At 40.5% G+C, this 21,447-nt stretch carries 19 protein-coding genes; 13 read left to right on the forward strand and 6 right to left on the reverse strand.

The window, feature by feature from the left end; translation table 11 throughout:
- Positions 1 to 49: 49 nt before the first annotated feature.
- Entirely contained in the window at positions 50 to 2,701 is a 2,652-nt protein-coding gene (gene topA, locus PMAL9190_RS03335) for a type I DNA topoisomerase (RefSeq protein WP_087843909.1), read from the reverse strand.
- A 617-nt stretch (positions 2,702 to 3,318) separates the two neighbouring features.
- Here topA and PMAL9190_RS03340 point away from each other — a divergent pair.
- A complete protein-coding gene (locus tag PMAL9190_RS03340) occupies positions 3,319 to 3,576 on the forward strand; it encodes a DUF2498 family protein (protein ID WP_087843910.1) in 258 nt (85 codons plus the stop codon).
- Positions 3,577 to 3,634: 58 nt separating this feature from the next.
- On the opposite strand, the gene sohB is transcribed toward PMAL9190_RS03340, so the two are convergent.
- Positions 3,635 to 4,684 carry a protease SohB gene (gene sohB / locus PMAL9190_RS03345; RefSeq protein ID WP_087843911.1) on the reverse strand — a complete coding sequence of 350 codons (1,050 nt, stop codon included), beginning with the start codon at positions 4,682 to 4,684 and terminating at the stop codon, positions 3,635 to 3,637.
- 264 nt (positions 4,685 to 4,948) lie between these two features.
- On the opposite strand from sohB, the gene PMAL9190_RS03350 reads away from it, so the two are divergent.
- Entirely contained in the window at positions 4,949 to 5,719 is a 771-nt protein-coding gene (locus PMAL9190_RS03350; protein ID WP_087843912.1) for a YciK family oxidoreductase, read from the forward strand.
- A 99-nt stretch (positions 5,720 to 5,818) separates the two neighbouring features.
- Here the strand turns inward: PMAL9190_RS03350 and rluB are convergent, their stop codons facing one another.
- The 3 genes from rluB to rnm form a co-directional block, all read right to left on the reverse strand.
- Positions 5,819 to 6,982, reverse strand: a complete 1,164-nt coding sequence (rluB, locus tag PMAL9190_RS03355) for a 23S rRNA pseudouridine(2605) synthase RluB (protein ID WP_087843913.1) — start codon at positions 6,980 to 6,982, stop codon at positions 5,819 to 5,821.
- A 310-nt stretch (positions 6,983 to 7,292) separates the two neighbouring features.
- Entirely contained in the window at positions 7,293 to 7,913 is a 621-nt protein-coding gene (locus PMAL9190_RS03360) for an L-threonylcarbamoyladenylate synthase (protein WP_087843914.1), read from the reverse strand.
- Positions 7,910 to 8,803 (reverse strand): RNase RNM, encoded by an 894-nt coding sequence (gene rnm / locus PMAL9190_RS03365; RefSeq protein ID WP_087843915.1) that lies wholly within the window; start codon positions 8,801 to 8,803, stop codon positions 7,910 to 7,912. The genes PMAL9190_RS03360 and rnm overlap by 4 nt, the downstream gene beginning before the upstream one ends.
- A 492-nt stretch (positions 8,804 to 9,295) precedes the next feature.
- On the opposite strand from rnm, the gene PMAL9190_RS03370 reads away from it, so the two are divergent.
- From PMAL9190_RS03370 to yciA, 9 genes are all read left to right on the forward strand, one after another.
- Positions 9,296 to 10,888 (forward strand): anthranilate synthase component 1, encoded by a 1,593-nt coding sequence (locus tag PMAL9190_RS03370; RefSeq protein ID WP_235004270.1) that lies wholly within the window; start codon positions 9,296 to 9,298, stop codon positions 10,886 to 10,888.
- A 10-nt stretch (positions 10,889 to 10,898) separates the two neighbouring features.
- Positions 10,899 to 11,528: an aminodeoxychorismate/anthranilate synthase component II gene (locus PMAL9190_RS03375; RefSeq protein ID WP_087843917.1), complete on the forward strand. Its 630-nt coding sequence runs from the start codon at positions 10,899 to 10,901 to the stop codon at positions 11,526 to 11,528.
- An 11-nt stretch (positions 11,529 to 11,539) separates the two neighbouring features.
- Positions 11,540 to 12,550 (forward strand): anthranilate phosphoribosyltransferase, encoded by a 1,011-nt coding sequence (gene trpD / locus PMAL9190_RS03380; protein ID WP_087843918.1) that lies wholly within the window; start codon positions 11,540 to 11,542, stop codon positions 12,548 to 12,550.
- A gap of 2 nt (positions 12,551 to 12,552) precedes the next feature.
- Complete coding sequence (trpCF, locus tag PMAL9190_RS03385) at positions 12,553 to 13,953, forward strand: bifunctional indole-3-glycerol-phosphate synthase TrpC/phosphoribosylanthranilate isomerase TrpF (protein WP_087843919.1); 1,401 nt, start codon at positions 12,553 to 12,555, stop codon at positions 13,951 to 13,953.
- A 2-nt stretch (positions 13,954 to 13,955) separates the two neighbouring features.
- Entirely contained in the window at positions 13,956 to 15,146 is a 1,191-nt protein-coding gene (trpB, locus tag PMAL9190_RS03390) for a tryptophan synthase subunit beta (protein ID WP_087843920.1), read from the forward strand.
- Entirely contained in the window at positions 15,146 to 15,952 is an 807-nt protein-coding gene (gene trpA, locus PMAL9190_RS03395) for a tryptophan synthase subunit alpha (protein ID WP_087843921.1), read from the forward strand. Before trpB ends, trpA begins: the two co-directional genes overlap by 1 nt.
- Before the next feature lie 349 nt (positions 15,953 to 16,301).
- Entirely contained in the window at positions 16,302 to 17,579 is a 1,278-nt protein-coding gene (locus PMAL9190_RS03400) for a dicarboxylate/amino acid:cation symporter (protein WP_087844206.1), read from the forward strand.
- 117 nt (positions 17,580 to 17,696) lie between these two features.
- The gene (locus tag PMAL9190_RS03405) at positions 17,697 to 18,236 is read left to right on the forward strand and encodes a septation protein A (protein ID WP_087843922.1); all 540 of its coding nucleotides are present in this window, start codon (positions 17,697 to 17,699) and stop codon (positions 18,234 to 18,236) included.
- Between the two features lie 13 nt (positions 18,237 to 18,249).
- The gene (yciA, locus tag PMAL9190_RS03410; protein ID WP_060996638.1) at positions 18,250 to 18,651 is read left to right on the forward strand and encodes an acyl-CoA thioester hydrolase YciA; all 402 of its coding nucleotides are present in this window, start codon (positions 18,250 to 18,252) and stop codon (positions 18,649 to 18,651) included.
- A gap of 43 nt (positions 18,652 to 18,694) precedes the next feature.
- Here yciA and PMAL9190_RS03415 read toward each other — a convergent pair whose 3' ends face one another.
- A complete protein-coding gene (locus PMAL9190_RS03415; RefSeq protein ID WP_087843923.1) occupies positions 18,695 to 20,104 on the reverse strand; it encodes an endonuclease/exonuclease/phosphatase family protein in 1,410 nt (469 codons plus the stop codon).
- A 586-nt stretch (positions 20,105 to 20,690) separates the two neighbouring features.
- Here PMAL9190_RS03415 and PMAL9190_RS03420 point away from each other — a divergent pair.
- Together PMAL9190_RS03420 and gspS2 are read left to right on the forward strand one after the other, a co-directional pair.
- The gene (locus tag PMAL9190_RS03420; RefSeq protein WP_065166290.1) at positions 20,691 to 20,990 is read left to right on the forward strand and encodes a YciI family protein; all 300 of its coding nucleotides are present in this window, start codon (positions 20,691 to 20,693) and stop codon (positions 20,988 to 20,990) included.
- Positions 20,991 to 21,009: 19 nt separating this feature from the next.
- Positions 21,010 to 21,411 (forward strand): type II secretion system pilot lipoprotein GspS-beta, encoded by a 402-nt coding sequence (gene gspS2 / locus PMAL9190_RS03425; protein ID WP_087843924.1) that lies wholly within the window; start codon positions 21,010 to 21,012, stop codon positions 21,409 to 21,411.
- Positions 21,412 to 21,447 lie beyond the last annotated feature (36 nt).

The following is a 21,447-nucleotide window of genomic DNA, read 5'->3' on the forward strand; positions in this document are numbered from 1 at the left end:
AACAAAAAACCGCCCAATTAGGCGGTTTTTTATCTCACAAAAGAGGTCGTTACTCTTCTTCTGTTGCTTTTCCTTTTTTCGGTTTCTTACGCTTGTCGGTAATTTCCCACTTTCCGTCCACAAATAGAGCAGTCCAACCTGTTGGCTTGCCGTCTACTTCTGAACGTACGTAATTCTCTTTGGTTTTACGAGAAAAACGGATAACGGTTGGTAGCCCATCAGGGTCAGCAACTGGCGCATCAGTTAAGTATAAAAACTTAGGCGATAGACGATCTTTAAAGCGAACGAGCTCTTCTACTAATGGCGCACGTGTTTCACGTGATTTAGGGAAAGTACTCGCCGCCATAAACAAACCAGAAGCACCATCACGTAATACAAAGTACGCATTCGTGTCTTGTGTACATGGAATCTCTGGTAAATGTACTGGATCTTCTTTTGGTGGCGCAACTTCGCCATTCTTGAGGATCTTACGAGTATTCTTACACTCTTCGTTAGTACAACCCATGTACTTACCAAAACGACCGTTTTTCAGCTCCATATCAGAGCCGCACTTATCGCATTCAATCAGTGGGCCTTCATAGCCTTTAAGCTTGAACTCACCTTTCTCAACAATGTAGCCATCACAACTTGGGTTATTACCACAAACGTGCAGTTTACGATCTTGGTCAATTAAGTAAGCATCCATTGCCGTACTACAAATAGGACAACGTTTCTTGGCGCGTAATGCCGCCGTTTCAACGTCTTCCTCAAGTACATTAACAATGCCTTCTTCACTGCCAAGGTTAATCGTCGTTTTACAGCGCTCTTTGGGTGGTAAGGCATAGCCAGAACAGCCTAAGAATACCCCTGTCGACGCGGTACGAATACCCATAGGACGAGAACATGTTGGACATTCAATGTCAGTCAGTACGATATTGTTAGGTTGCATACCGCCTTCTGATTCATCTAACTCAGCCTTTTTAAGCTCAGCAGTAAAATCAGAGAAGAACTCATCTAGGACTTTCTTCCAGTTTTTCTCACCTTCAGCGATTTTATCAAGATTACCTTCCATGCGGGCAGTAAAGTCAAAATCCATTAGATCAGGAAAACTGTTATCTAGACGGTCAGAAACAATCTCACCCATTTTTTCAGCATAAAAACGACGCTGATCAACACGTACATAACCACGATCTTGAATGGTGGAAATAATCGACGCATACGTTGATGGGCGACCAATGCCACGCTTTTCAAGCTCTTTAACCAATGCAGCTTCTGTAAAGCGTGCTGGCGGCTTAGTAAAGTGTTGTTTAGGCTCAAGTTGCTCTAACTTCAATACATCACCTACATTAACTTCAGGTAATGTTGTATCTTCATTTTTACCTGATGGGCGCTGTACTAATGTCCAACCAGCAAAACGTAATGTACGACCTTTCGCTTTTAGCAAGAAGTCACCTGCTTTAACGCTGATCGTACTTGAATCATATTTTGCTGGCATCATTTGACAAGACACAAATTGACGCCAAATTAAGTCATATAACTTAACCGCATCCTGATCCATGCCTTCTAAATTTTCAGCTTTTACTTCTACGTTTGAAGGACGAATCGCTTCGTGCGCTTCCTGAGCATTTTTCTTACTGCCATACACATTGGCATTTTCAGGTAAATACTCATTACCATACTCATTGCCAATCAGCTCACGTGCCGCTTCAACCGCTTCTTTTGAAAGATTGGTTGAGTCAGTACGCATGTAAGTAATATAACCCGCTTCATATAGGCGCTGTGCAAGGCCCATGGTACGCTTAACACCGTAACCTAGGCGTGTACTTGCCGCTTGCTGTAATGTTGAGGTGATATAAGGCGCAGATGGCTTACTGCTGGTTGGGCGATCTTCTCGCTCAATCACTTCATAAGCTGCTTTTTCAAGTAGCGCATGCGCTGCCATCGTATCGACTTTATTTTCAGGACGGAATGATTTACCCGCCTGTTGCGCGACCATTAACCGTAGCGCATTTTTGCCTACCGTTAGCGTATCTGCGTGAATATCCCAAAATTCTTCAGGATCAAACGCATTGATTTCATGCTCACGTTCAACAATCAGCTTTACTGCTACTGACTGTACACGACCTGCAGATAATCCGCGCGCCACTTTTTTCCACAATAGTGGCGATACCATGAAGCCAACAACACGATCGAGGAATCGACGCGCTTGTTGTGCATTCACACCATCAATATTCAATTCACCTGGTTGTTCAAATGCTTGCTGAATAGCATTTTTGGTGATTTCGTTAAACACAACCCGTTTGTAGCGTGACTCATCGCCGCCGATGATCTCACGAAGGTGCCACGCAATGGCCTCTCCTTCGCGGTCCAAATCCGTTGCGAGATAAACAAAATCAGCATCTTCTGCTAATTTTTGAAGTTCACTAACGACTTTTTCTTTACCTGGAAGTATTTCGTAATGCGCATTCCAATCATCATAAGGATCAACCCCCATCTTGCTGATTAACGCTTTACGATCTTTCTTCTTTTTGATCGCCGCTTTTTCTTCAACACTCAACCCTTTAGTCGATGTTGCTGCCGCTTTTTTACCGCCACTGCGGGCGCCCGTTGGTAAATCACGTACGTGACCAACGCTTGATTTTACAATGAAATCCTTACCCAAGTACTTATTGATTGTTTTCGCCTTGGCTGGGGACTCCACGATAACGAGAGATTTACCCATAATGACCCTATTACGTCCTCGTGCTCGCTAATACTAAAAATATAAATAACTGCTTAGCTAATCATTAGCGCCACAACATTCGACCAATCTCATTAAGTCACTAATCGAAAAACTTAAGAGCAGTGAATTAATATGATGAGTTCCAATTTGATAATGATACATTTTTTGCAATTAATTATTGCACTTCATTTACGTAAAATACTCTTTACATATTGGGCTAGAAAACAAGAAGGTCAACTGCTTTTTAATTTATTTCGTCTATTTGGTTGCAGCTTCCGCAATTGTTATTAACTTGTAAATACGTTCTAAGCGTCGTTTAATCCATTTACAACGTACTGATAATCAAGGTGATAAAATCATAATTTACCTTATAGGACAATCACTTTGCTAGTTTATCGCTACTGTAATAACATAAAACCGCGTTATCATTACCATCTATATAGAGGTATTTGATCCGTTTTACTAAATTTTCTTGCATCTAATCACAGTATCGCGCTTTTTTAAGCTAATTCAGGTCTAGATCTGAATAGATATTAACCAGCTGACAATTCTGTTATTTGTTTTCTGGCACCAACTTACTTAGACTATTATTATTTTACAATTGATGAGTATTAATCATGGCTAATAAAGTTGAAATTTCGATCAATGAGCTATTAATGATCGCCAACCAAATCATTCAAGATCACAAAGATTATGTTGAAGGCATGCGCGCAACATCTGTGACAGAAAAAGACGGTGTATTGATCTTTAAAGGTGAATATTTCCTAGATGATGACGGCTTACCAACCGCTCAAACGACAGCCGTTTTTAATATGTTCAAATTCCTGGCTCATAAATTATCGCCAGAATTCACCCTCAACACACTACTTGTTTAAATGGCAAAAAACCCGCAATTATTGCGGGTTTTTCGTTAATTATATCAGTTAGCGATAATTACATAAAAGGACGCTGACCACGAGCAACCCACTTCATCAGTAATGTATCAGCAGCTTCACTTGATGCGCCTGATAATTTTTCAATCAATTTCTTGCGACGTACATATTTAACTTGTACAACTTCACGTGCCTTACATGCTTCACTAATCAAATCATCACTGGTGCTAATCTGATCCACTAAGCCCAATTCAAGTGCTTGTTGACCAAACCAATGCTCACCAGTTGCGACCTTATTAAGATCCAGCTCTGGACGATGAACAGCAATAAATTGCTTAAATAAACCGTGCGTTTCTTCAATTTCTTCTTTGAATTTTTCACGTGCTTTATCAGAGTTCTCACCAAACATTGTTAGGGTACGTTTAAACTCACCTGCAGTGATTTGTTCAAACTCAATATCGTTTTTCTTCAATACCTTATTGAAGTTTGGTAACTGTGCAATCACACCAATTGAGCCAACAACAGCAAACGGAGCAGAGACGATTTTATCTGCCACACACGCCATCATATAACCACCACTTGCTGCAACTTTATCAACCGCAATCGTTAGTGTAATACCCGCCGCTTTTAAGCGATCAAGTTGTGATGATGCTAAACCGTAAGCGTGTACCATACCACCGCCCGTTTCTAAGCGTAATAGTACTTCATCACCTTCAATCGCAATGGCTAAAATAGCACTAATCTCTTGGCGTAATGATGACACTTCACGCGCATCAATACTGCCATGAAAATCAATCACAAATAAACGTGGCTCACGTGTTGTGGTTAAATTGCCATTTTTTACTGCTTGTTTTATTTCATTTTGACGCGCTTTATCTGATTTTTTATCTGCCTTATCACGTGCTTTTAGTAACGCTTTATCAAATAAATGTGATTCTAACTGCTCAACGGTCTCTTTATATTGCTCAGTTAAGTTAATCACCTCAAGCTCACCTTTTTGTGAACCATGACGACCATTTAACGCTTTTGCCAACACCAACACGCCAACAATCGCAATAACGACTGTTGCAATTTTGGCGAAAAACAAACCATACTCAAACAAAAATTCCAATATTTAACCCTCTATTTGGCAACTAAAAGCGCCATAACTTATTGTAACTATGTTATTACTATCGTCGCTATAACTTCAATTTATTACGAAAATAAATCAAGCTCACCGTCACGATTTTTAAATAAATCTACGTTCTCTCAGACAATAATTTCTGATATGTTTTAGTAGTAATCGATATTACAACCAAGCTCAAGACTTGATGCGTTCTTCGACGAAAAAACAGTCAAATAACAACAAAAAGACATTATTTAAAAGGAAGCTACGGTGAATTATCAAATTGCTGCGAATAATTTAAAAGATCGGGTGATCTTAGTAACAGGTGCTGGTGATGGTATCGGTCGAGAAGCTGCACTCCAATATGCAGCACACGGCGCTACCGTCATTTTATTAGGAAGAACTATCGCTAAACTTGAAGCGGTTTATGATGAGATAGAAGCCAATGGTGGTAACCAAGCAGCAATTATACCGTTAGATTTATTAGGCGCGACCAAACAACACTATCTTGATATGGCAGAGACTATTAAGCAGCAATTTGGCCGCTTAGATGGCATATTACACAACGCTGGCCTGTTAGGTGCATTAAGTCCAATCGATCATATCGAAGAATCTGTTTTTGATGATGTGATGCAAGTTAACGTTAAAGCGCAACTATTGCTGACTCAAGCTATTTTACCGTTAATCAAACAGTCACCTGATGGTCGTATTATCTTTACCTCATCAACAGTAGGCCACAGTGGCCGTGCTTTTTGGGGAACGTATGCTATTTCTAAATTCGCCACTGAAGGCATGATGCAAGTGTTAGCCGATGAACTCAGCGAAACAACTGTTAACGTCAATGCCATTAATCCTGGTGGTACACGTACAGGTATGCGTGCACAAGCGTTTCCAGCAGAAGATGCACGGTTACTTAAAACACCACTTGATATTATGCCACTGTATTTGTATTTAATGGGGCCAGAAAGTCGCCATGTCTCAGGGCAATGTATTGATGCTCAGCCACGACGAAAACCAGGTATCAGTAGCGAAGAAGAATAGCGGATTGGTGTTGTAATCTGTCAATGATAGCGATAAAAAAAGCCGACATCAGTGTCGGCTTTTTAGTATTTATCGTGCAATCGCACAATTAGTCATATATTACTGACGTGTACGCGGTTTTGCTGGCTTATTCGCTAATGGGTTACGACGATTTGCCGCATTACCCGAAGGCTTACGCTTGCCAGATGCACTTTGTGGTTTGTCTGATACGTTATGAGGCTTCTTCACATCATCTCTTGGCTTACCGGCAATATGTACTGGTTTACCTTGCGCGCGATCTGAACGAGGTTTGGTGTTATCACGACCTGTTGATGCAGGTTTGGTGCGACCACGGCCACTACGTTGCTGTTGGGAATCAACCTCAGCATTACGGCTTGAACTTGATGGTGCGCGACGATCATTATTACGACCGCGACGACCAGTTGTTTCAACACGTTCTTCGTGACGACGAACAGCACGACGAATCTGACGAATGCCTTTTTTACGTTTCTGACCTTCAACCGTTAATACCGTTTCAGTTTCAGGTGGCAATTCTACTGTTGCACGTAATTCGTTTACTTCTTTTAATTCAAGCTCGCTCCAACCGCCACGAGGCATGTCTTTAGTTAAGTAAACATCACCGTAACGAACACGCTTTAGACGACTTACAGTTACGCCTTGTGAATCCCATAAACGACGAACCTCACGGTTACGACCTTCAGTGATCACCACGTAGAAAGTATGGTTCATACCTTCACCGCCAGAATACACAACATCTTCAAAGCGAGCGATGCCATCTTCTAGCTCAACGCCTTTAACAAGATTCTTTACCATCTGCTCGTTAACTTCGCCAAATACACGTACCATGTATTCACGTTCAACAGTACGGCTTGGGTGCATTAAACGATTAGCTAACTCACCATCGGTAGTGAAAAGTAATAAGCCCGATGTATTAGCATCTAGACGACCAACAGAAACCCAACGGCCTGTTGTAAGGCGCGGTAAACGATCAAATACAGTACGACGGCCTTCTGGATCATGACGAGTACATAACTCACCTTCAGGCTTGTTGTAAGCTAAAATTCGACAGATTTCTTCATCTGACGAAATTAATGCGATGTTATGACCATCAATACGTACGTTAACACTAAGATCTTCAAGACGATCGCCAAGTTTAGCAACCACACCATCAACGCTCACACGACCGTTTTGGATCATTAACTCGATTTCACGGCGTGAACCTTGGCCAGCACGTGCTAACACTTTTTGTAATTTTTCACTCATTATAAACAAACCTTGTCGCCTTCACAGGCGTCGAAATTCTCATCAAAATGGCCATATAGTCATAGCTTCTTAAGGCAAAATTGCACACATTAAAGAAAGTAATAATGGATAGTTGATGCGAATAGCAATAATTTGGATTCTAACCTGACAATGAACAATTTATCATGCTAGATATGTAGCCAATTATTATCGCAAATATATCGCGTATTTACCATAAAAATAGCGATAAAAAAAACGTATCACAAACAATGTGATACGTTTATAAATACCCCTATTACAATAGGATTATTACGATATAAATTAAACGGTTTTATTCAAATGGCGTAATATCACCAGCGCCAACACGTGCAATCTCAATCTCTCCGTTACTAAAATCAATAACAGTTGTTGGCTGTTCACTAAGATAACCACCATGCATAATCAGATCGACAGCATGCTCTAGTTGATCGCGAATTTCATCAGGATCAGATTCGGTGGTGTCTTTGCCCGGTAAAATTAAACTGGTCGACATCATCGGTTCGCCTAACGCTTCTAACAATGCCAATGCGATATTGTTATCAGGCACACGAATACCAATTGTTTTCCGTTTGGCATTCATCAATCGACGTGGCACTTCTTTTGTACCTTTAAAGATAAAAGTATATGCGCCTGGGGTGTTATTTCTTAATAATCGAAATGCAATATTATCAACACGGGTATAGAGCGATAATTCTGATAAATCACGACATAACAAAGTGAAGTTATGTTTATCATTCAAACGTCGAATCTGACAAATACGCTCGAGTGCCTGTTTGTTTTCTAGTTGGCAACCCAGGGCATACCCCGAATCTGTTGGATAAACAACAACGCCACCATTTTTAATGATTTCAACTGCTTGATTAATTAATCGTACTTGCGGTGTTTCTGGATGTACATAAAAAAATTGACTCATTTATCCTCCTTCGAGGCAGATAACTCAGCAGTTATTTCTACCTCTACTCGCTTTTTCTCTACCGTCCAATCTTGCCACACCGGTGGCACATCTTTGGGTAACCACAAATTACGACCGAGTTCAGTCCATGGTGATGGGTAATGAAAATCAGATCCTTGTGAAGCGAGTAAATTATATTGGATGGCGTAATCCCCAAAGGTACGTCGCTCTTGCGGTGCTTGTTGTGGTTGAGCAACCTCCATGGCATCCCCACCCGCTTCAATAAAGTGTTGAATTAAACGCTTTATCCATTTCGCCGTCATTTGATAACGGCCAGGATGTGCAATAACAGCTTGGCCACCAGCTGCATGAATCACAGCCACAGCATCAGCAATCGAACACCAACTTGGTGGCACATAGCCAGGATTACCACGGGTTAAGAATTTCTTAAACACCGCTTGCATTGTTTTGGCATGACCTTGATCAACTAACCAACGTGCGAAGTGCGCGCGTGTAATTGAAGCCTCGCCAGCTAATGCCATTGCACCTTCAAAAGCGCCCGGCATTTTATTTTTTTCTAATCGTGCGCCAATCTCTTTTGCGCGTTCAAGCCGATGAGCTGCTTGGGCGCTAATAAATGAAATTAACTCAGGATGATTGGGTTCTATATTAAGCCCAACGATATGAATATCAAAGTTTTGCCACACAGTTGATATCTCAATACCATTAATTAATGTAATCGGTAATTGCTCTTGCTCGATAACCGCATGCGCTTGTGCTAACCCGTCAATGGTATCGTGATCTGTAATTGCCAACACATCAACCCGCATTTCAACTGCGCGTCGAACAAGATCTTGCGGCGATAAGCGGCCGTCTGACGCTGTAGTATGACAATGTAAATCAAACAACATAACTTTACTTCTTGACTTTATTTTTATGAACTAGTTTACTAGTACGTAATTACTAGGCAATGAGGGTCTCTTTTCTTAACCATTGCCTTTAGCTAGTTTAAACCAATTCACAGCTATCTACCTCGATAAACCTTGGCAATAGCAGCAGACAAATGGATAACGTCATGTTACAGCAAATTAAGCCCCAACAATCGACTTTATTCATACTCTGGCGATGAGTGTGTTATGTATCATAACTGTAAAATGGTGTAACAATTACTCTTTTTATATCAGTAAGCCATTAACTTGTATTTTTCACTGTAACAACGTCAACAGTTATTTTTATCCAATATATTGATTATTATAAACTTGACTCAAAAAATACCAACAACACATATTGTTAATAATTGTCGTTAAAAGTAAAAAACTAGCCTTGCTCAAAGACAAAGTTTACGCCACTATCGAACAATGAAAGCAGGATTGCTATTTTGTACAAACGGCAAGGAGAACGCTGTGAATACTAACTTAACGGGATCGCATCCTTATATTGCGACGGCTTCAGCCCAACATCAGATTGAGCTATTAAATCTTGATGTAACATATATTGCCGATCCAACTGATGTTTATTTTACACTATGTGGTGATAGTCCTTGCCATCTATTGCTGGAATCTGCAGAAGTTGAATCTAAACAAGATTTAAAAAGCCTGTTACTGATTGATGCTGCAGTACGGATTGTCTGTCGTGGTAAAAAGGTTCTTTTAGAGCCGCTATCAAACAATGGTCGCCAGCTATTAAAAGCACTACAACCACACCTGAAATCTGATATTGAAGCCAGTTATAGCGAAGATAGCTTACAGCTACAATTTCCAACTCATGATCAGCTTTTAGATGAAGACAGTCGTCTGCGCCAAACATCGTCTTTTGATGCATTACGACTGATTCAACACGCGTTTGATACCAACAATCATCCTCGAGATGCGTTATTTATTGGTGGACTATTTGCCTATGACTTAGTTGCAGAATTTGAACCTCTGGCGACAGTTGAGGCTGATAATAACTGTCCTGATTATGTATTTTATATTGCTGAAACATTATTAATCATCGATCACCAACGTCAGCAAGCCCATCTACAAGCCACCATCTTTGGTAATGGAACTTCCCAAATACACGATACGCTTCAACAACGTTTAGCAATTCTAAAAAACCGCTGCCAAAACCCACTCTCATTACCACCACCAGAGTATGTGGCCGCATGTGAACCGCATACCAGTATGAGTGATCACGACTTTAATCAAACCGTGGCCGCACTTAAACAATTTGTTATTCGTGGCGATGTATTTCAGGTGGTGCCTTCACGTCAATTTACACTGCCATGTCCTTCACCACTTAATGCCTATAAAGCATTAAAAATCGGTAACCCAAGCCCCTACATGTTTTATCTACATGATACGGACTTTACTTTATTTGGCGCATCACCAGAAAGCGCATTGAAATATTGTACTGAATCGAATCAAGTTGAAATTTATCCAATTGCCGGTACTCGCCAACGGGGAAAAAACACGGATGGCTCGATTAACCTCGATCTCGATACTCGCATTGAATTAGAGCTACGCTCTGATACTAAAGAAAACGCTGAGCATATGATGTTAGTCGATTTAGCCCGTAATGATATTGCTCGCATTTGCCAAGCAGGTAGTCGCCATGTCGCCGATTTATTACACGTTGACCGCTATAGTCATGTGATGCATTTAGTCTCACGGGTTGTCGGTCAATTGCGAGAAGATCTTGATGCGCTACACGCTTATCAGGCATGTATGAATATGGGAACGTTAACTGGCGCACCTAAAATCAGAGCGATGCAGCTTATACGTGATGTTGAACAGCGTCGACGCGGCAGTTATGGCGGTGCGGTTGGCTATATTACCGGCCATGGTGATATGGATACCTGTATTGTGATCCGCTCAGCTTATGTTGAGAACGGTATTGCCAGTGTGCAAGCGGGGGCTGGCGTGGTTTATGACTCTATTCCACAAGCAGAAACTGACGAAACCAGAAGCAAAGCACAAGCGGTTATCAATGCTATTCATAGCACTCATCAAGGTTAAGGAGCAGCCTATGACCATTAATAATCGTCACCATCATCCGCATATTGTTCTACTCGATAACTTTGACTCATTTACTTATAACCTTGTTGATCAATTTCGTAGCCTTGGCTTTCCAGTAACGGTTTATCGCAATAATTTATCAGCATTAACTATCGAACAGGCATTACTTCAACATCATAATCCAGTATTAGTGTTGTCGCCCGGCCCTGGCACACCAGCAGAGGCAGGGTGCATGCCAGCTCTAATTCAAAACCTAAAAGGTAGAATTCCAATGTTAGGTATTTGTCTTGGCCATCAAGCTATTGTTGAAGCTTATGGCGGCAAAGTTGCGGGAGCCAATGATATTGTTCATGGTAAAGCAGCCCTAATGACCCATAACCACCATCCCGTTTTCGGTCAATTAGCGAGCCCATTAGCTGTCGCTCGTTATCACTCACTGGTTGCCACAGAAGTGCCTGCAGAACTTACTACTATTGCGGATGTCAATGGCCTCGTTATGGCTGTTATCAATGAACGCGATAAAGTCTGCGGTTTTCAATTTCACCCAGAGTCCATTCTTACTACTCAAGGGGCAGAGCTACTCACTCACACCCTGTCTTGGGTAATGGCGAACCATACCGAATGCCAAAATAACCATTAAGGAAGATGATTATGAACGCAATTATTGCTGATATTGCCGACAAACTTTATGCGCAGCAGACTCTTAGTCAAGCAGAAAGCCATACCCTATTTGATGCCATCATTAATGGTCAAGTTGAGCCGATTGTATTATCTGCACTATTAACAGCACTAAAAATAAAAGGTGAAACACCCGCAGAAATCGCGGGAGCTGCCAAAGCCCTCATTGAGAATGCCAACCCTTTCCCGCGCCCGACGTATGATTTCGCTGATATTGTGGGTACAGGCGGCGACGGTGCCAACACTATCAATATTTCAACCACTGCGGCATTTGTTGCTGCTGCGTGTGGCGTTAAAGTAGCTAAACATGGTAACCGTGGTGTTTCAAGTAAGTCTGGCTCATCGGATTTACTGGACAAATTTGGTATTAACTTAGCTATGCCAGCCCAAACCGCGCGCCAAGCATTAGATGATCTCGGGGTATGTTTCTTATTTGCACCGGAATACCACGGTGGCGTTCGTCATGCTATGCCTGTACGACAAACCTTAAAAACTCGCACTATTTTCAATGTTCTCGGACCGTTAATTAATCCAGCCAAACCTAATATTCAATTAATGGGTGTCTACGATAATGCATTAGTACGCCCTATCGCTGAAACCTTAGCAACAATGGGCTTAAAACGCGCTGCCGTTGTCCATGGTAGTGGCCTTGATGAAGTTGCCATTCATGGTGAAACACATGTTGCTGAAATCATAGATGGCGTCATCACCGAATATACCCTTACTCCAGCTGATTTTGGACTTGATAGCTACCCGTTAGCGGCCATTCGTGGTGGTGATCCACAAGAGAATCAAGCCATTATTAAAAATATCCTCACAGGTAACGGTACACCAGCGCAAGAAGGAGCAATCGCAGTCAATGTCGCACTGTTATTGCGCCTTTTTGGTCAACAAGATCTTAAACACAATGCGCAACAAGCAATTACCGCAATGCGTTCAGGTAAAGCTTATCAACTGGTTGAACAACTGGCAGCACGAGGTTAATGATGGAAACAGTACTTACTAAAATTATTGCAGACAAAAAGATCTGGGTTGATGCACGTAAAGAAGCCCAACCACTGGCCAGTTTTCGTCATCAGTTAACGCTCAGCGATCGTGATTTTTATCAAGCACTCGCAACTGATAAAGAGAGTGATATTCAGCGCCCAGCTTTTATTCTGGAATGTAAAAAAGCCTCGCCCTCAAAAGGCTTAATTAGAGAAGACTTTGATTTAGATTATATTGCAACTGTCTATAACCATTATGCGAGTGCTATTTCGGTGCTTACTGATGAAAAATACTTTCAAGGTAATATCGAATTTCTACCCAAGGTACGTAGCCAAGTTAAACAGCCTGTCTTATGTAAAGACTTTATCATTGATAGCTACCAAGTGTACTTGGCACGCCATTATCAAGCTGATGCCATTTTACTGATGTTATCGGTACTTGATGATGAACAATATCAAACCCTTGCAGCCGTTGCTGAGTCACTTCAATTAGGTATATTAACCGAAGTCAGTAATCAAGCTGAGCTCACACGTGCAATTAAGCTCAAAGCTAAAGTGGTCGGGATTAACAACCGTAATTTACGTGATCTTAGCATCGATTTAAATCGCACTAAACAACTTGCATCTGACTTACCCAAAGACACTATTATCATTTCAGAATCAGGTATTTACACCCACCAGCAAGTACGTGAATTATCGCGCTATGCCAACGGTTTTTTGATTGGTAGCTCATTAATGGCAGCAAATAACCTTGATTTAGCGGTACGCAAAGTATTATTTGGCGAACATAAAGTCTGTGGTCTTACCTCAACTGAAGATGCTCATAATGCCTATCAACAAGGGGCAAGCTATGGTGGTTTAATTTTTGTGCCGTCATCACCGCGTAATATTAGTCTTGATCAAGCCGCGACAATAATAGCTGCAGCGCCATTGAATTTTGTTGGCGTATTTCAGAACAGTCCACTAAATGATGTTATCGCAACAGCAACCACGCTAGCACTGGCAGCAGTACAACTACACGGCAATGAATCACTGCAATACATTGAGCAGCTACGTCAACAATTACCTCAGCATTGCCAAATATGGAAAGCACATGCCATCACAGATAGCGTGCCAGATATCAGTCAATGGCCTGTAGATAAGCACCTTTTTGACAGTAAAGTTGAAGGTCAAAGTGGTGGTACTGGGGTTTGTTTTGATTGGTCATTAATTGCTGACAATGACAAAGAAAACAGTTTACTTGCAGGTGGCCTCACCCCCGAAAATATCGCTCAAGCAGCCTCATTAGGCTTTAGTGGTTTAGATATGAATTCGGGTGTTGAAAGCGAACCCGGTAAAAAAGATCCGCATAAATTAGCAGCAGCCTTTTCGGCAATCAAACACATTAAGGAAGATAAATAATCATGAGTAAATTGGATGCCTACTTTGGTGAGTTTGGTGGTCAGTATGTCCCTCAAATATTAGTGCCGGCGTTAGATCAACTTGAGAATGCCTTTATTGAAGCACAGCAAGATCCACATTTTCAGCAGCAATTTATGAGTTTGCTGAAAGAATACGCAGGTCGACCAACCGCGTTAACCTTATGCCAAAATTTAACCCAAGGCACAAACACAAAGTTATACCTTAAACGTGAAGATTTACTTCATGGCGGCGCGCATAAAACTAACCAAGTATTAGGCCAAGCACTACTGGCACAACGCATGGGTAAAACCGAAATCATTGCAGAAACAGGTGCCGGACAGCATGGTGTCGCAACGGCATTAGCTTGTGCGCTACTTGGGTTAAAATGCCGTATTTATATGGGGGCGAAAGATATTGAACGTCAAAGCCCAAATGTATTTAGAATGAAATTAATGGGCGCTACGGTTATTTCAGTTACATCTGGCTCATCAACCTTAAAAGATGCCTGTAACGAAGCAATGCGTGATTGGTCTGCCAGTTATGACAAAGCCCATTACCTATTAGGTACTGCTGCTGGCCCTCACCCATTTCCAACCATTGTGCGTGAATTTCAAAAAATTATTGGTGAAGAAACTAAGACTCAAATTGTCGCTAAAGAAGGTCGCTTACCTGATGCCGTTATTGCCTGTGTTGGCGGTGGCTCAAATGCGATTGGTATGTTTGCAGATTTTATCAAAGAAACGAATGTTAGTTTAATTGGGGTTGAGCCTGCAGGTAAAGGATTAGATACCGATATGCATGGCGCACCGCTTAAACACGGCAAGTTAGGTATTTTCTTCGGCATGAAAGCACCGTTAATGCAAGATCAACATGGCCAAGTGGAAGAATCATATTCTATTTCAGCAGGGTTAGACTTCCCTTCCGTTGGCCCACAGCATGCACACTTAAACGCGATTGGTCGCGCAGAATATGGCGCAGTAACTGACGATGAAGCATTAGAGGCTTTTCAATTACTAGCCCGTAAAGAAGGTATTATTCCTGCTCTAGAATCTGCCCACGCACTGGCTTATGCCTTAAAAATGATTGCCGATGATCCTCAAAAAGAACAACTACTCGTGGTTAATCTTTCTGGTCGAGGTGATAAGGATATCTTTACAGTTCACGACATTTTAGCGGCGAAAGGAGTTTTATAATGGATCGCTATCACAATTTATTTACTCAACTTAACGCCCGCAATGAAGGCGCTTTTGTTCCGTTTGTGACCCTTGGAGATCCAACACCACAACGTTCAATGGATATTATTGACACCTTAGTTGCCGCAGGTGCTGATGCATTAGAATTAGGTATTCCCTTTTCTGATCCTCTTGCTGATGGCCCAACGATTCAAGGAGCCAACATTCGCGCGTTGGCAGCAAATACTACACCAACAATATGTTTTGAAATGTTGGCAGCTATTCGAATTAAATATCCAACGCTGCCGATTGGGTTATTAATGTATGCCAATTTAGTGTTTGCTAACGGTATAGATAATTTTTATCGCCGCTGTGCTGAAGCAGGTGTCGATTCAGTGTTAATTGCTGATGTACCAGTTGATGCCTCACACGAGTTTAGAATGGCGGCAGAAGCGCATGCTATTCAGCCTATTTTTATTGCGCCACCTAATGCTGATCCACACACCTTAAAAACGGTGTCTGAACTTGGTGGTGGCTATACTTACCTGTTATCACGAGCTGGCGTAACTGGTGCAGAAACAAAAGCTGAAATGCCGATCGAGCCTCTTTTGGCCAGCTTAAAATCACACCATGCCCCGCCCGCCTTACTTGGGTTTGGTATTTCAACGCCAGAACAAGTCAGTGCGGCCATAAAGGCTGGTGCCGCGGGCGCTATTTCTGGCTCAGCAGTAGTAAAAATTATTGAACACAACCTTAGCGACCATGGTGAACTGTTAAATACATTAACCACCTTTATCACTAATATGAAAGCAGCAACACACTGCTAATCATTAAGCTGTCATCAATTATTATATTGATGACAGCTTAACACTCCACACTAAACAATAATGCAACACTCAAAAATCAATATCGCAATAACCCTCTTCAAAATGTTAATTCCAACCGTAATCCATTCTCTATAGACCCGCAAATTTACCACCAAAGATTACAATATACGCACAATACATCTTCAAATATTGCTGTAATCAGCTTTTATACAAATTCAACAACAGCTTGAAAAAATAAGCAATTATATATTGCCAATATATGTTCTTCAGTGTAAAAACACACCAAACATACAAAATAACAATAACCGCAACATTTACAACAAATAAAAACAAACCAACAACATTAGTAATGTTTCATCTCGATATCACAGGGGAATATATCGTGTTAAAAGATAAAAAGTTGCTTAATAATATCGGCGTTCAAGTCGTTATTGCTATGATCATAGGTACCATTGTCGGCATTATTATGGGTCATGATGCCGTCATGTTTGCACCACTGGGTAGCTTATTTATTCATCTAATTAAAATGCTCGTCATACCATTGGTAGCTGTTGCTATTATATCTGGCGCGGCAAGTTTAGGTGGCAGCCACGCTGCAGGTAAAATTGGCGTAACAACCTTAGCTTTCTTTGGTATCACATCTGCTCTTGCTGTTACATTAGCACTAATGATGGGAGTGCTATTCCAGCCTGGGGTTGGCGTTGATTTATCAGGGGTTGCTGGCATGTTTGCCAATACTTATGCTGATAAAGGTGCATTACCAACATTTTGGGCAACCATTTTAGGCATGATCCCTACCAATATTTTCCATTCCTTAAATGAAGCCAATATTCTTCAAATTCTGGTATTTTGTCTATTTTTTGGTATTGCGCTTTCTAAACTAGAACAGGAACGTCGCCAACCACTAATAAACGGCATTAATGCCATTGTCGATGCCATGGTATGGATGATTAATGTTGTCATGAAGTTTGCACCGATCGGTGTATTTGGCCTTATGGCTGATGCTATCGGTAGTTTTGGCTTCAGTGCGCTAACCGTGGTACTTAAACTGTTTGTAGTGTACGTAGCTGCTATTTTGATCTATGGCTTTATTGGTTACCCAGTCATGATCAAATTGTTTTCAAAAACATCACCGCGTAAATTTTTATCTGCCATGAAAAAGCCACAAGCTGTCGCGCTCTCAACAGCATCATCAATGGCAACATTACCCGTCACAATGGAAACATGTGAAGAAGAGTTGGGTGTTAAAAATTCAACGGCTTCATTTGTATTACCCCTTGGCGCAACTATCAATATGAGTGGTAATGCAATTTACTACGGCCTTGTCGCTATTTTCTTTGCTCAAATTTTCAATATTGAATTAGGAATGAGTGCATATATTGCCATCATTGTGACCTCAACCATTGGTGCGATTGGTCAAGCGGGCGTACCTGGTCCCTCGTTCTTAGTGGTTGCGGTATTGCTATCGGCAGGCATTCCTATTGAAGGCTTACCGCTATTATTTGCCCTTGATCGTATCTTTGACATGATTCGAACCGCACTGAATATCACTGGTGATGCAGCATGCGCCGTAATTATTGATAGTGTATATGACAACCAACAGCAAGCTGTTACAGCTCAATCATAATTGTCATTAACTCTTTTACAGCATAATCAATAGCTACTTAGACAACTGAGTAGCTTTTTTCATTTAAGCGAAGGAACAGGTATACTCTGAACAATTATTTTTAATGAGTTGGCACCGATGAAGCAACTGATAGAGTTTATTCCATTACTGATTTTTTTTGTATTATTTAAAACCAACGGTATTTTTGTCGCAACAGGCGCGCTAATTATCGCTACAGCCATTCAGCTCATTGTGTCTTGGGTTATTTATAAAAAGCTCGAAAAAATGCAACTGATCACTTTTATTATGGTGGCAATTTTTGGTGGCTTAACGCTTGTTTTACATGATGAGAATTTCATCAAATGGAAAGTAACTATCATCTATGCTTTATTTGCATTGGCATTGTTAATTAGCCAACTGATGCGAAAACCATTAATTAAGTCAATGTTAGGCAAAGAAATGACATTGCCTGAAAACGTGTGGTTACGTATCAATCTGGCATGGACGGTGTTTTTTGTTGTTTGTGCGGTTGTAAACATTTATATTGCATTCAATTTTCCGCTTGATATTTGGGTGGATTTCAAGGTATTTGGTTTACTCGCATTAACGTTACTATTTACCTTAGCTACGGGTGGCTATATTTATCGCCACCTACCTAAAAGCCCTGATGATAAATAAAGTTGTATAGCCGATGACTACTGAAAACAATATCCCTCGTGGACAGCTTCTACTGCGTACATTAGCGATGCCTGCCGATACCAATGCAAATGGTGATATTTTTGGTGGTTGGATCATGTCACAGCTGGATCTTGCCGGTGCGATTTTAGCCAAAGAGATCTCTCGTGGTCGTGTCGTTACTGTTTCTGTTGATAAAATAGAATTTAAAGCCCCTGTTGGCGTTGGTGATGTTGTTTGTTGCCATGGTGAATGTAAACGTATCGGTAATACATCAATGAGTGTCGGCTTAGAAGTATGGGTCAAACCTGTTGCCGTTGACGGCATCGGTGAACGTTACCGTGTCTGTGAAGCAACCTTTAATTATGTCGCTATCAATAGCGAAGGTCGCCCACGTAAAATTGAAGTGACTCAATAGTTTTTAATAAGTCTAAAAAAAAGCACCTTTCGGTGCTTTTTTATTACTTAACGCTCACTGTTGACCATACAAAACGGTGATCAGAAGAGACTTCTTTGCTATCCCCATGTATACCAATACGGTCGTCGTTAAATAATAATCGTCCTTCTTCACCTATCGCTGGCCAGTAAATTCCCGTATCCAAAACAGTCAAACTTGCTGATGGCACCGCATAATCAGCACGAGAACCAAACACACTAGTACGAATTTCTGGATTAGGGTGGACAGGGTTCCAGCTATTAGCTGGATTTTTAGATTCAAGACCACCACTGCTTTGTGGTGTAAATGGTTGCCCTACTTGAGCAACTGCTTGATTAACTTTTTCATTAGCAAGTAACTTAATGATACCGTTATATGGCGCATTGATTTGAGTACCAATAACATTATCTGCATTCAAATCTCCCATCACAACAAAGTGTTCACCATTAAAACCACCTTTCGTACCGTTATCGTCATATAATGATGACTCACCATTGATGTAATAATTCCAAAATGCATTTTCATCACTATTACGATAACGATTGTTGTAGGTAACAGTATCAAAACCAGAAGGTGTTGGGTGCGCTAACAATACGTTAATGGTTTTATTACCACTTGGAGTTGGAATAATGATCGGTGCATCAACATGGTTTTTTGAAGACAATCGTAATACTTCCCACTCTTCGTCACTAAACCATTTTTGACCACATACCATCCCTTCAGGAATCGGCTTTTTAGAATCTTCACATATTTCAATAATTGGATTAACTGCATTAGGTAAATCTTTACGCTTAAATTTCTGGAACGTACGTGTATTAGCTGTATCTATTTCAAACTTCGACAATAATGCAAATGCGTAGTGACCATGATAGAAACCAAACCCTTGAGCATCATTAGCATCATCGGTTTTAGTGTTATTATCTAAATCTAACCCAGTCGGTAATCCAGTATTCGTTGCATAGTTCTCAGCATAAGGATAGACAATAGGTTGTTGCATATTGCCACCATCAACACTATTCAAACTCTGGCTGACTGCCAAATAGTTTTGCTGGAAACCATTTAATGAACGTACGTCATCAACCGTACCATTATTATTAAATTCATTTAGCAATAAAACATCAGGTCGATTCTTTTGAATAATAGCTGCTATATTACGAATCTGAATAATACGCTCAGCCAGTAAATGATCAGCTTCATTGGCTGTATCATTTTTCCATGCCACAATTAATTCATTTTGTTTTTCTACAGGGATGGTCATGTATTCAACCCAACGTTGATAGGTTTCTTTTGGGTCATTATCTACCGCAAGTGCTGCGTTAAATTGAGCAAATTTAACTTCAGAAACAGGCTTTGGTTGAATTGAGTTTTGGTTATTATTACAACCAGTTACGATGAAAGATGCTGCTAATAATGTTGCTAGTAATGTTTTATTCATTTTAAATTTAACGTTAAATTATTTTGATAAACACAATATTACTAATATATTTTAACGTTCTTTAAATCCTATTTGTTACAAGAAAATGTAACGAATATAGAATATATTGTAGATTTAATTGACGATTAAAATGACTACAAATGATTTATTATTTTTGTCATACAGATAGACAACTATCGCTATTTAGCCACTTAATTAAAACAGAAAAACTAATTGAGAATAACAAAGAGGAAAGGTATTCCCATAATGGCTATTCCTTTAATAACAAGGAAATATTAGTAACTTCAATTGTGTGATCTTAATTCAAAATTTATATTATAATAATCAGCACTCTAAATATTTAGCCAAAAAACATTTCATTACACATTCCTCTCCTAACTATACATTCATAATAATAGCTTCAATTACACACCAAATGCAACCTACTGCACATGTATAGTTATAAATTTCAACCCAATAATAATTATCATATTTAATAATCATAAATACTTGTTAGCCATAAATATTTGGTTAGTATGGTGACATGCTAAATCAGAACGAAGTATTATTCGTGCTGTAAACCATAACAAAATAGGGAATGCCGACTATGTGGTATGTGATTTTTTCTCAAGATGTTGAAAATAGCTTAGAACGTCGTATGAGTGTACGTGAACAACATTTAGCACGATTAAAGGAACTTCAGCAGCAAGACCGTTTATTAGTTGCCGGCCCAATGCCTGCTATTGATGATGAAAATCCGGGTGACGCAGGTTTTACCGGCTCAACTGTCATTGCTAAGTTTGAGTCATTAGAACAAGCTCAACAATGGGCCAATGCAGATCCTTATATTGATGCTGGTGTGTATGCCAATGTGATCGTTAAGCCGTTTAAAAAAGTCTTACCTTAAATATATTCAGGATCAACCAGTGAACCTAACTAAAACAAAAAAGTGGCTCGTTGCTGCAGTCGGCTTGTTTATCCTTGGTGGCTGTGCTTCACATGACCAGCAAATGGTGGCTGAATCACTCGCTCAATCAAGAGCTGCAGCTATTGATAGTAAAGCGCCCTATCCTAAAATTGATGCTTACCAAATTACTCAAGCCTACGCGAGTAAGAATACCGTAAAAATTAATATCATTTATGGTGGAAATGGCCGCATAACCCCAACAACAGCCATAAAAACAGCCAGTGCAAATTACTGTCATAACCAAGAGTTAATTCCGCTGTTTAAACATGGGGTAGATTATTTAATTACTATTCGTGATATCAGTGGTCGTCAGCTAGTATCGCAATCTATTTCAGAACAATATTGTGATTCTCTGAAATAATTAACGCACTACAATATAAAAAGCCCTACCACTGAG

It is taken from the genome of Photobacterium malacitanum (assembly GCF_900185615.1).
In the GTDB taxonomy this organism is placed as follows: Bacteria; Pseudomonadota; Gammaproteobacteria; order Enterobacterales; family Vibrionaceae; genus Photobacterium; species Photobacterium malacitanum.

What these genes read in the sequence shown, in the direction of transcription:
- topA (WP_087843909.1), bottom strand. Translation starts at nt 2,701, where the DNA reads ATGGGTAAATCTCTCGTTATCGTGGAGTCCCCAGCCAAGGCGAAAACA.
- PMAL9190_RS03340 (WP_087843910.1), top strand. Translation starts at nt 3,319, where the DNA reads ATGGCTAATAAAGTTGAAATTTCGATCAATGAGCTATTAATGATCGCC.
- rluB (WP_087843913.1), bottom strand. Translation starts at nt 6,982, where the DNA reads ATGAGTGAAAAATTACAAAAAGTGTTAGCACGTGCTGGCCAAGGTTCA.
- PMAL9190_RS03360 (WP_087843914.1), bottom strand. Translation starts at nt 7,913, where the DNA reads ATGAGTCAATTTTTTTATGTACATCCAGAAACACCGCAAGTACGATTA.
- rnm (WP_087843915.1), bottom strand. Translation starts at nt 8,803, where the DNA reads ATGTTGTTTGATTTACATTGTCATACTACAGCGTCAGACGGCCGCTTA.
- PMAL9190_RS03375 (WP_087843917.1), top strand. Translation starts at nt 10,899, where the DNA reads ATGACCATTAATAATCGTCACCATCATCCGCATATTGTTCTACTCGAT.
- trpD (WP_087843918.1), top strand. Translation starts at nt 11,540, where the DNA reads ATGAACGCAATTATTGCTGATATTGCCGACAAACTTTATGCGCAGCAG.
- trpCF (WP_087843919.1), top strand. Translation starts at nt 12,553, where the DNA reads ATGGAAACAGTACTTACTAAAATTATTGCAGACAAAAAGATCTGGGTT.
- trpB (WP_087843920.1), top strand. Translation starts at nt 13,956, where the DNA reads ATGAGTAAATTGGATGCCTACTTTGGTGAGTTTGGTGGTCAGTATGTC.
- trpA (WP_087843921.1), top strand. Translation starts at nt 15,146, where the DNA reads ATGGATCGCTATCACAATTTATTTACTCAACTTAACGCCCGCAATGAA.
- PMAL9190_RS03400 (WP_087844206.1), top strand. Translation starts at nt 16,302, where the DNA reads ATGTTTCATCTCGATATCACAGGGGAATATATCGTGTTAAAAGATAAA.
- PMAL9190_RS03405 (WP_087843922.1), top strand. Translation starts at nt 17,697, where the DNA reads ATGAAGCAACTGATAGAGTTTATTCCATTACTGATTTTTTTTGTATTA.
- yciA (WP_060996638.1), top strand. Translation starts at nt 18,250, where the DNA reads ATGACTACTGAAAACAATATCCCTCGTGGACAGCTTCTACTGCGTACA.
- PMAL9190_RS03415 (WP_087843923.1), bottom strand. Translation starts at nt 20,104, where the DNA reads ATGAATAAAACATTACTAGCAACATTATTAGCAGCATCTTTCATCGTA.
- PMAL9190_RS03420 (WP_065166290.1), top strand. Translation starts at nt 20,691, where the DNA reads ATGTGGTATGTGATTTTTTCTCAAGATGTTGAAAATAGCTTAGAACGT.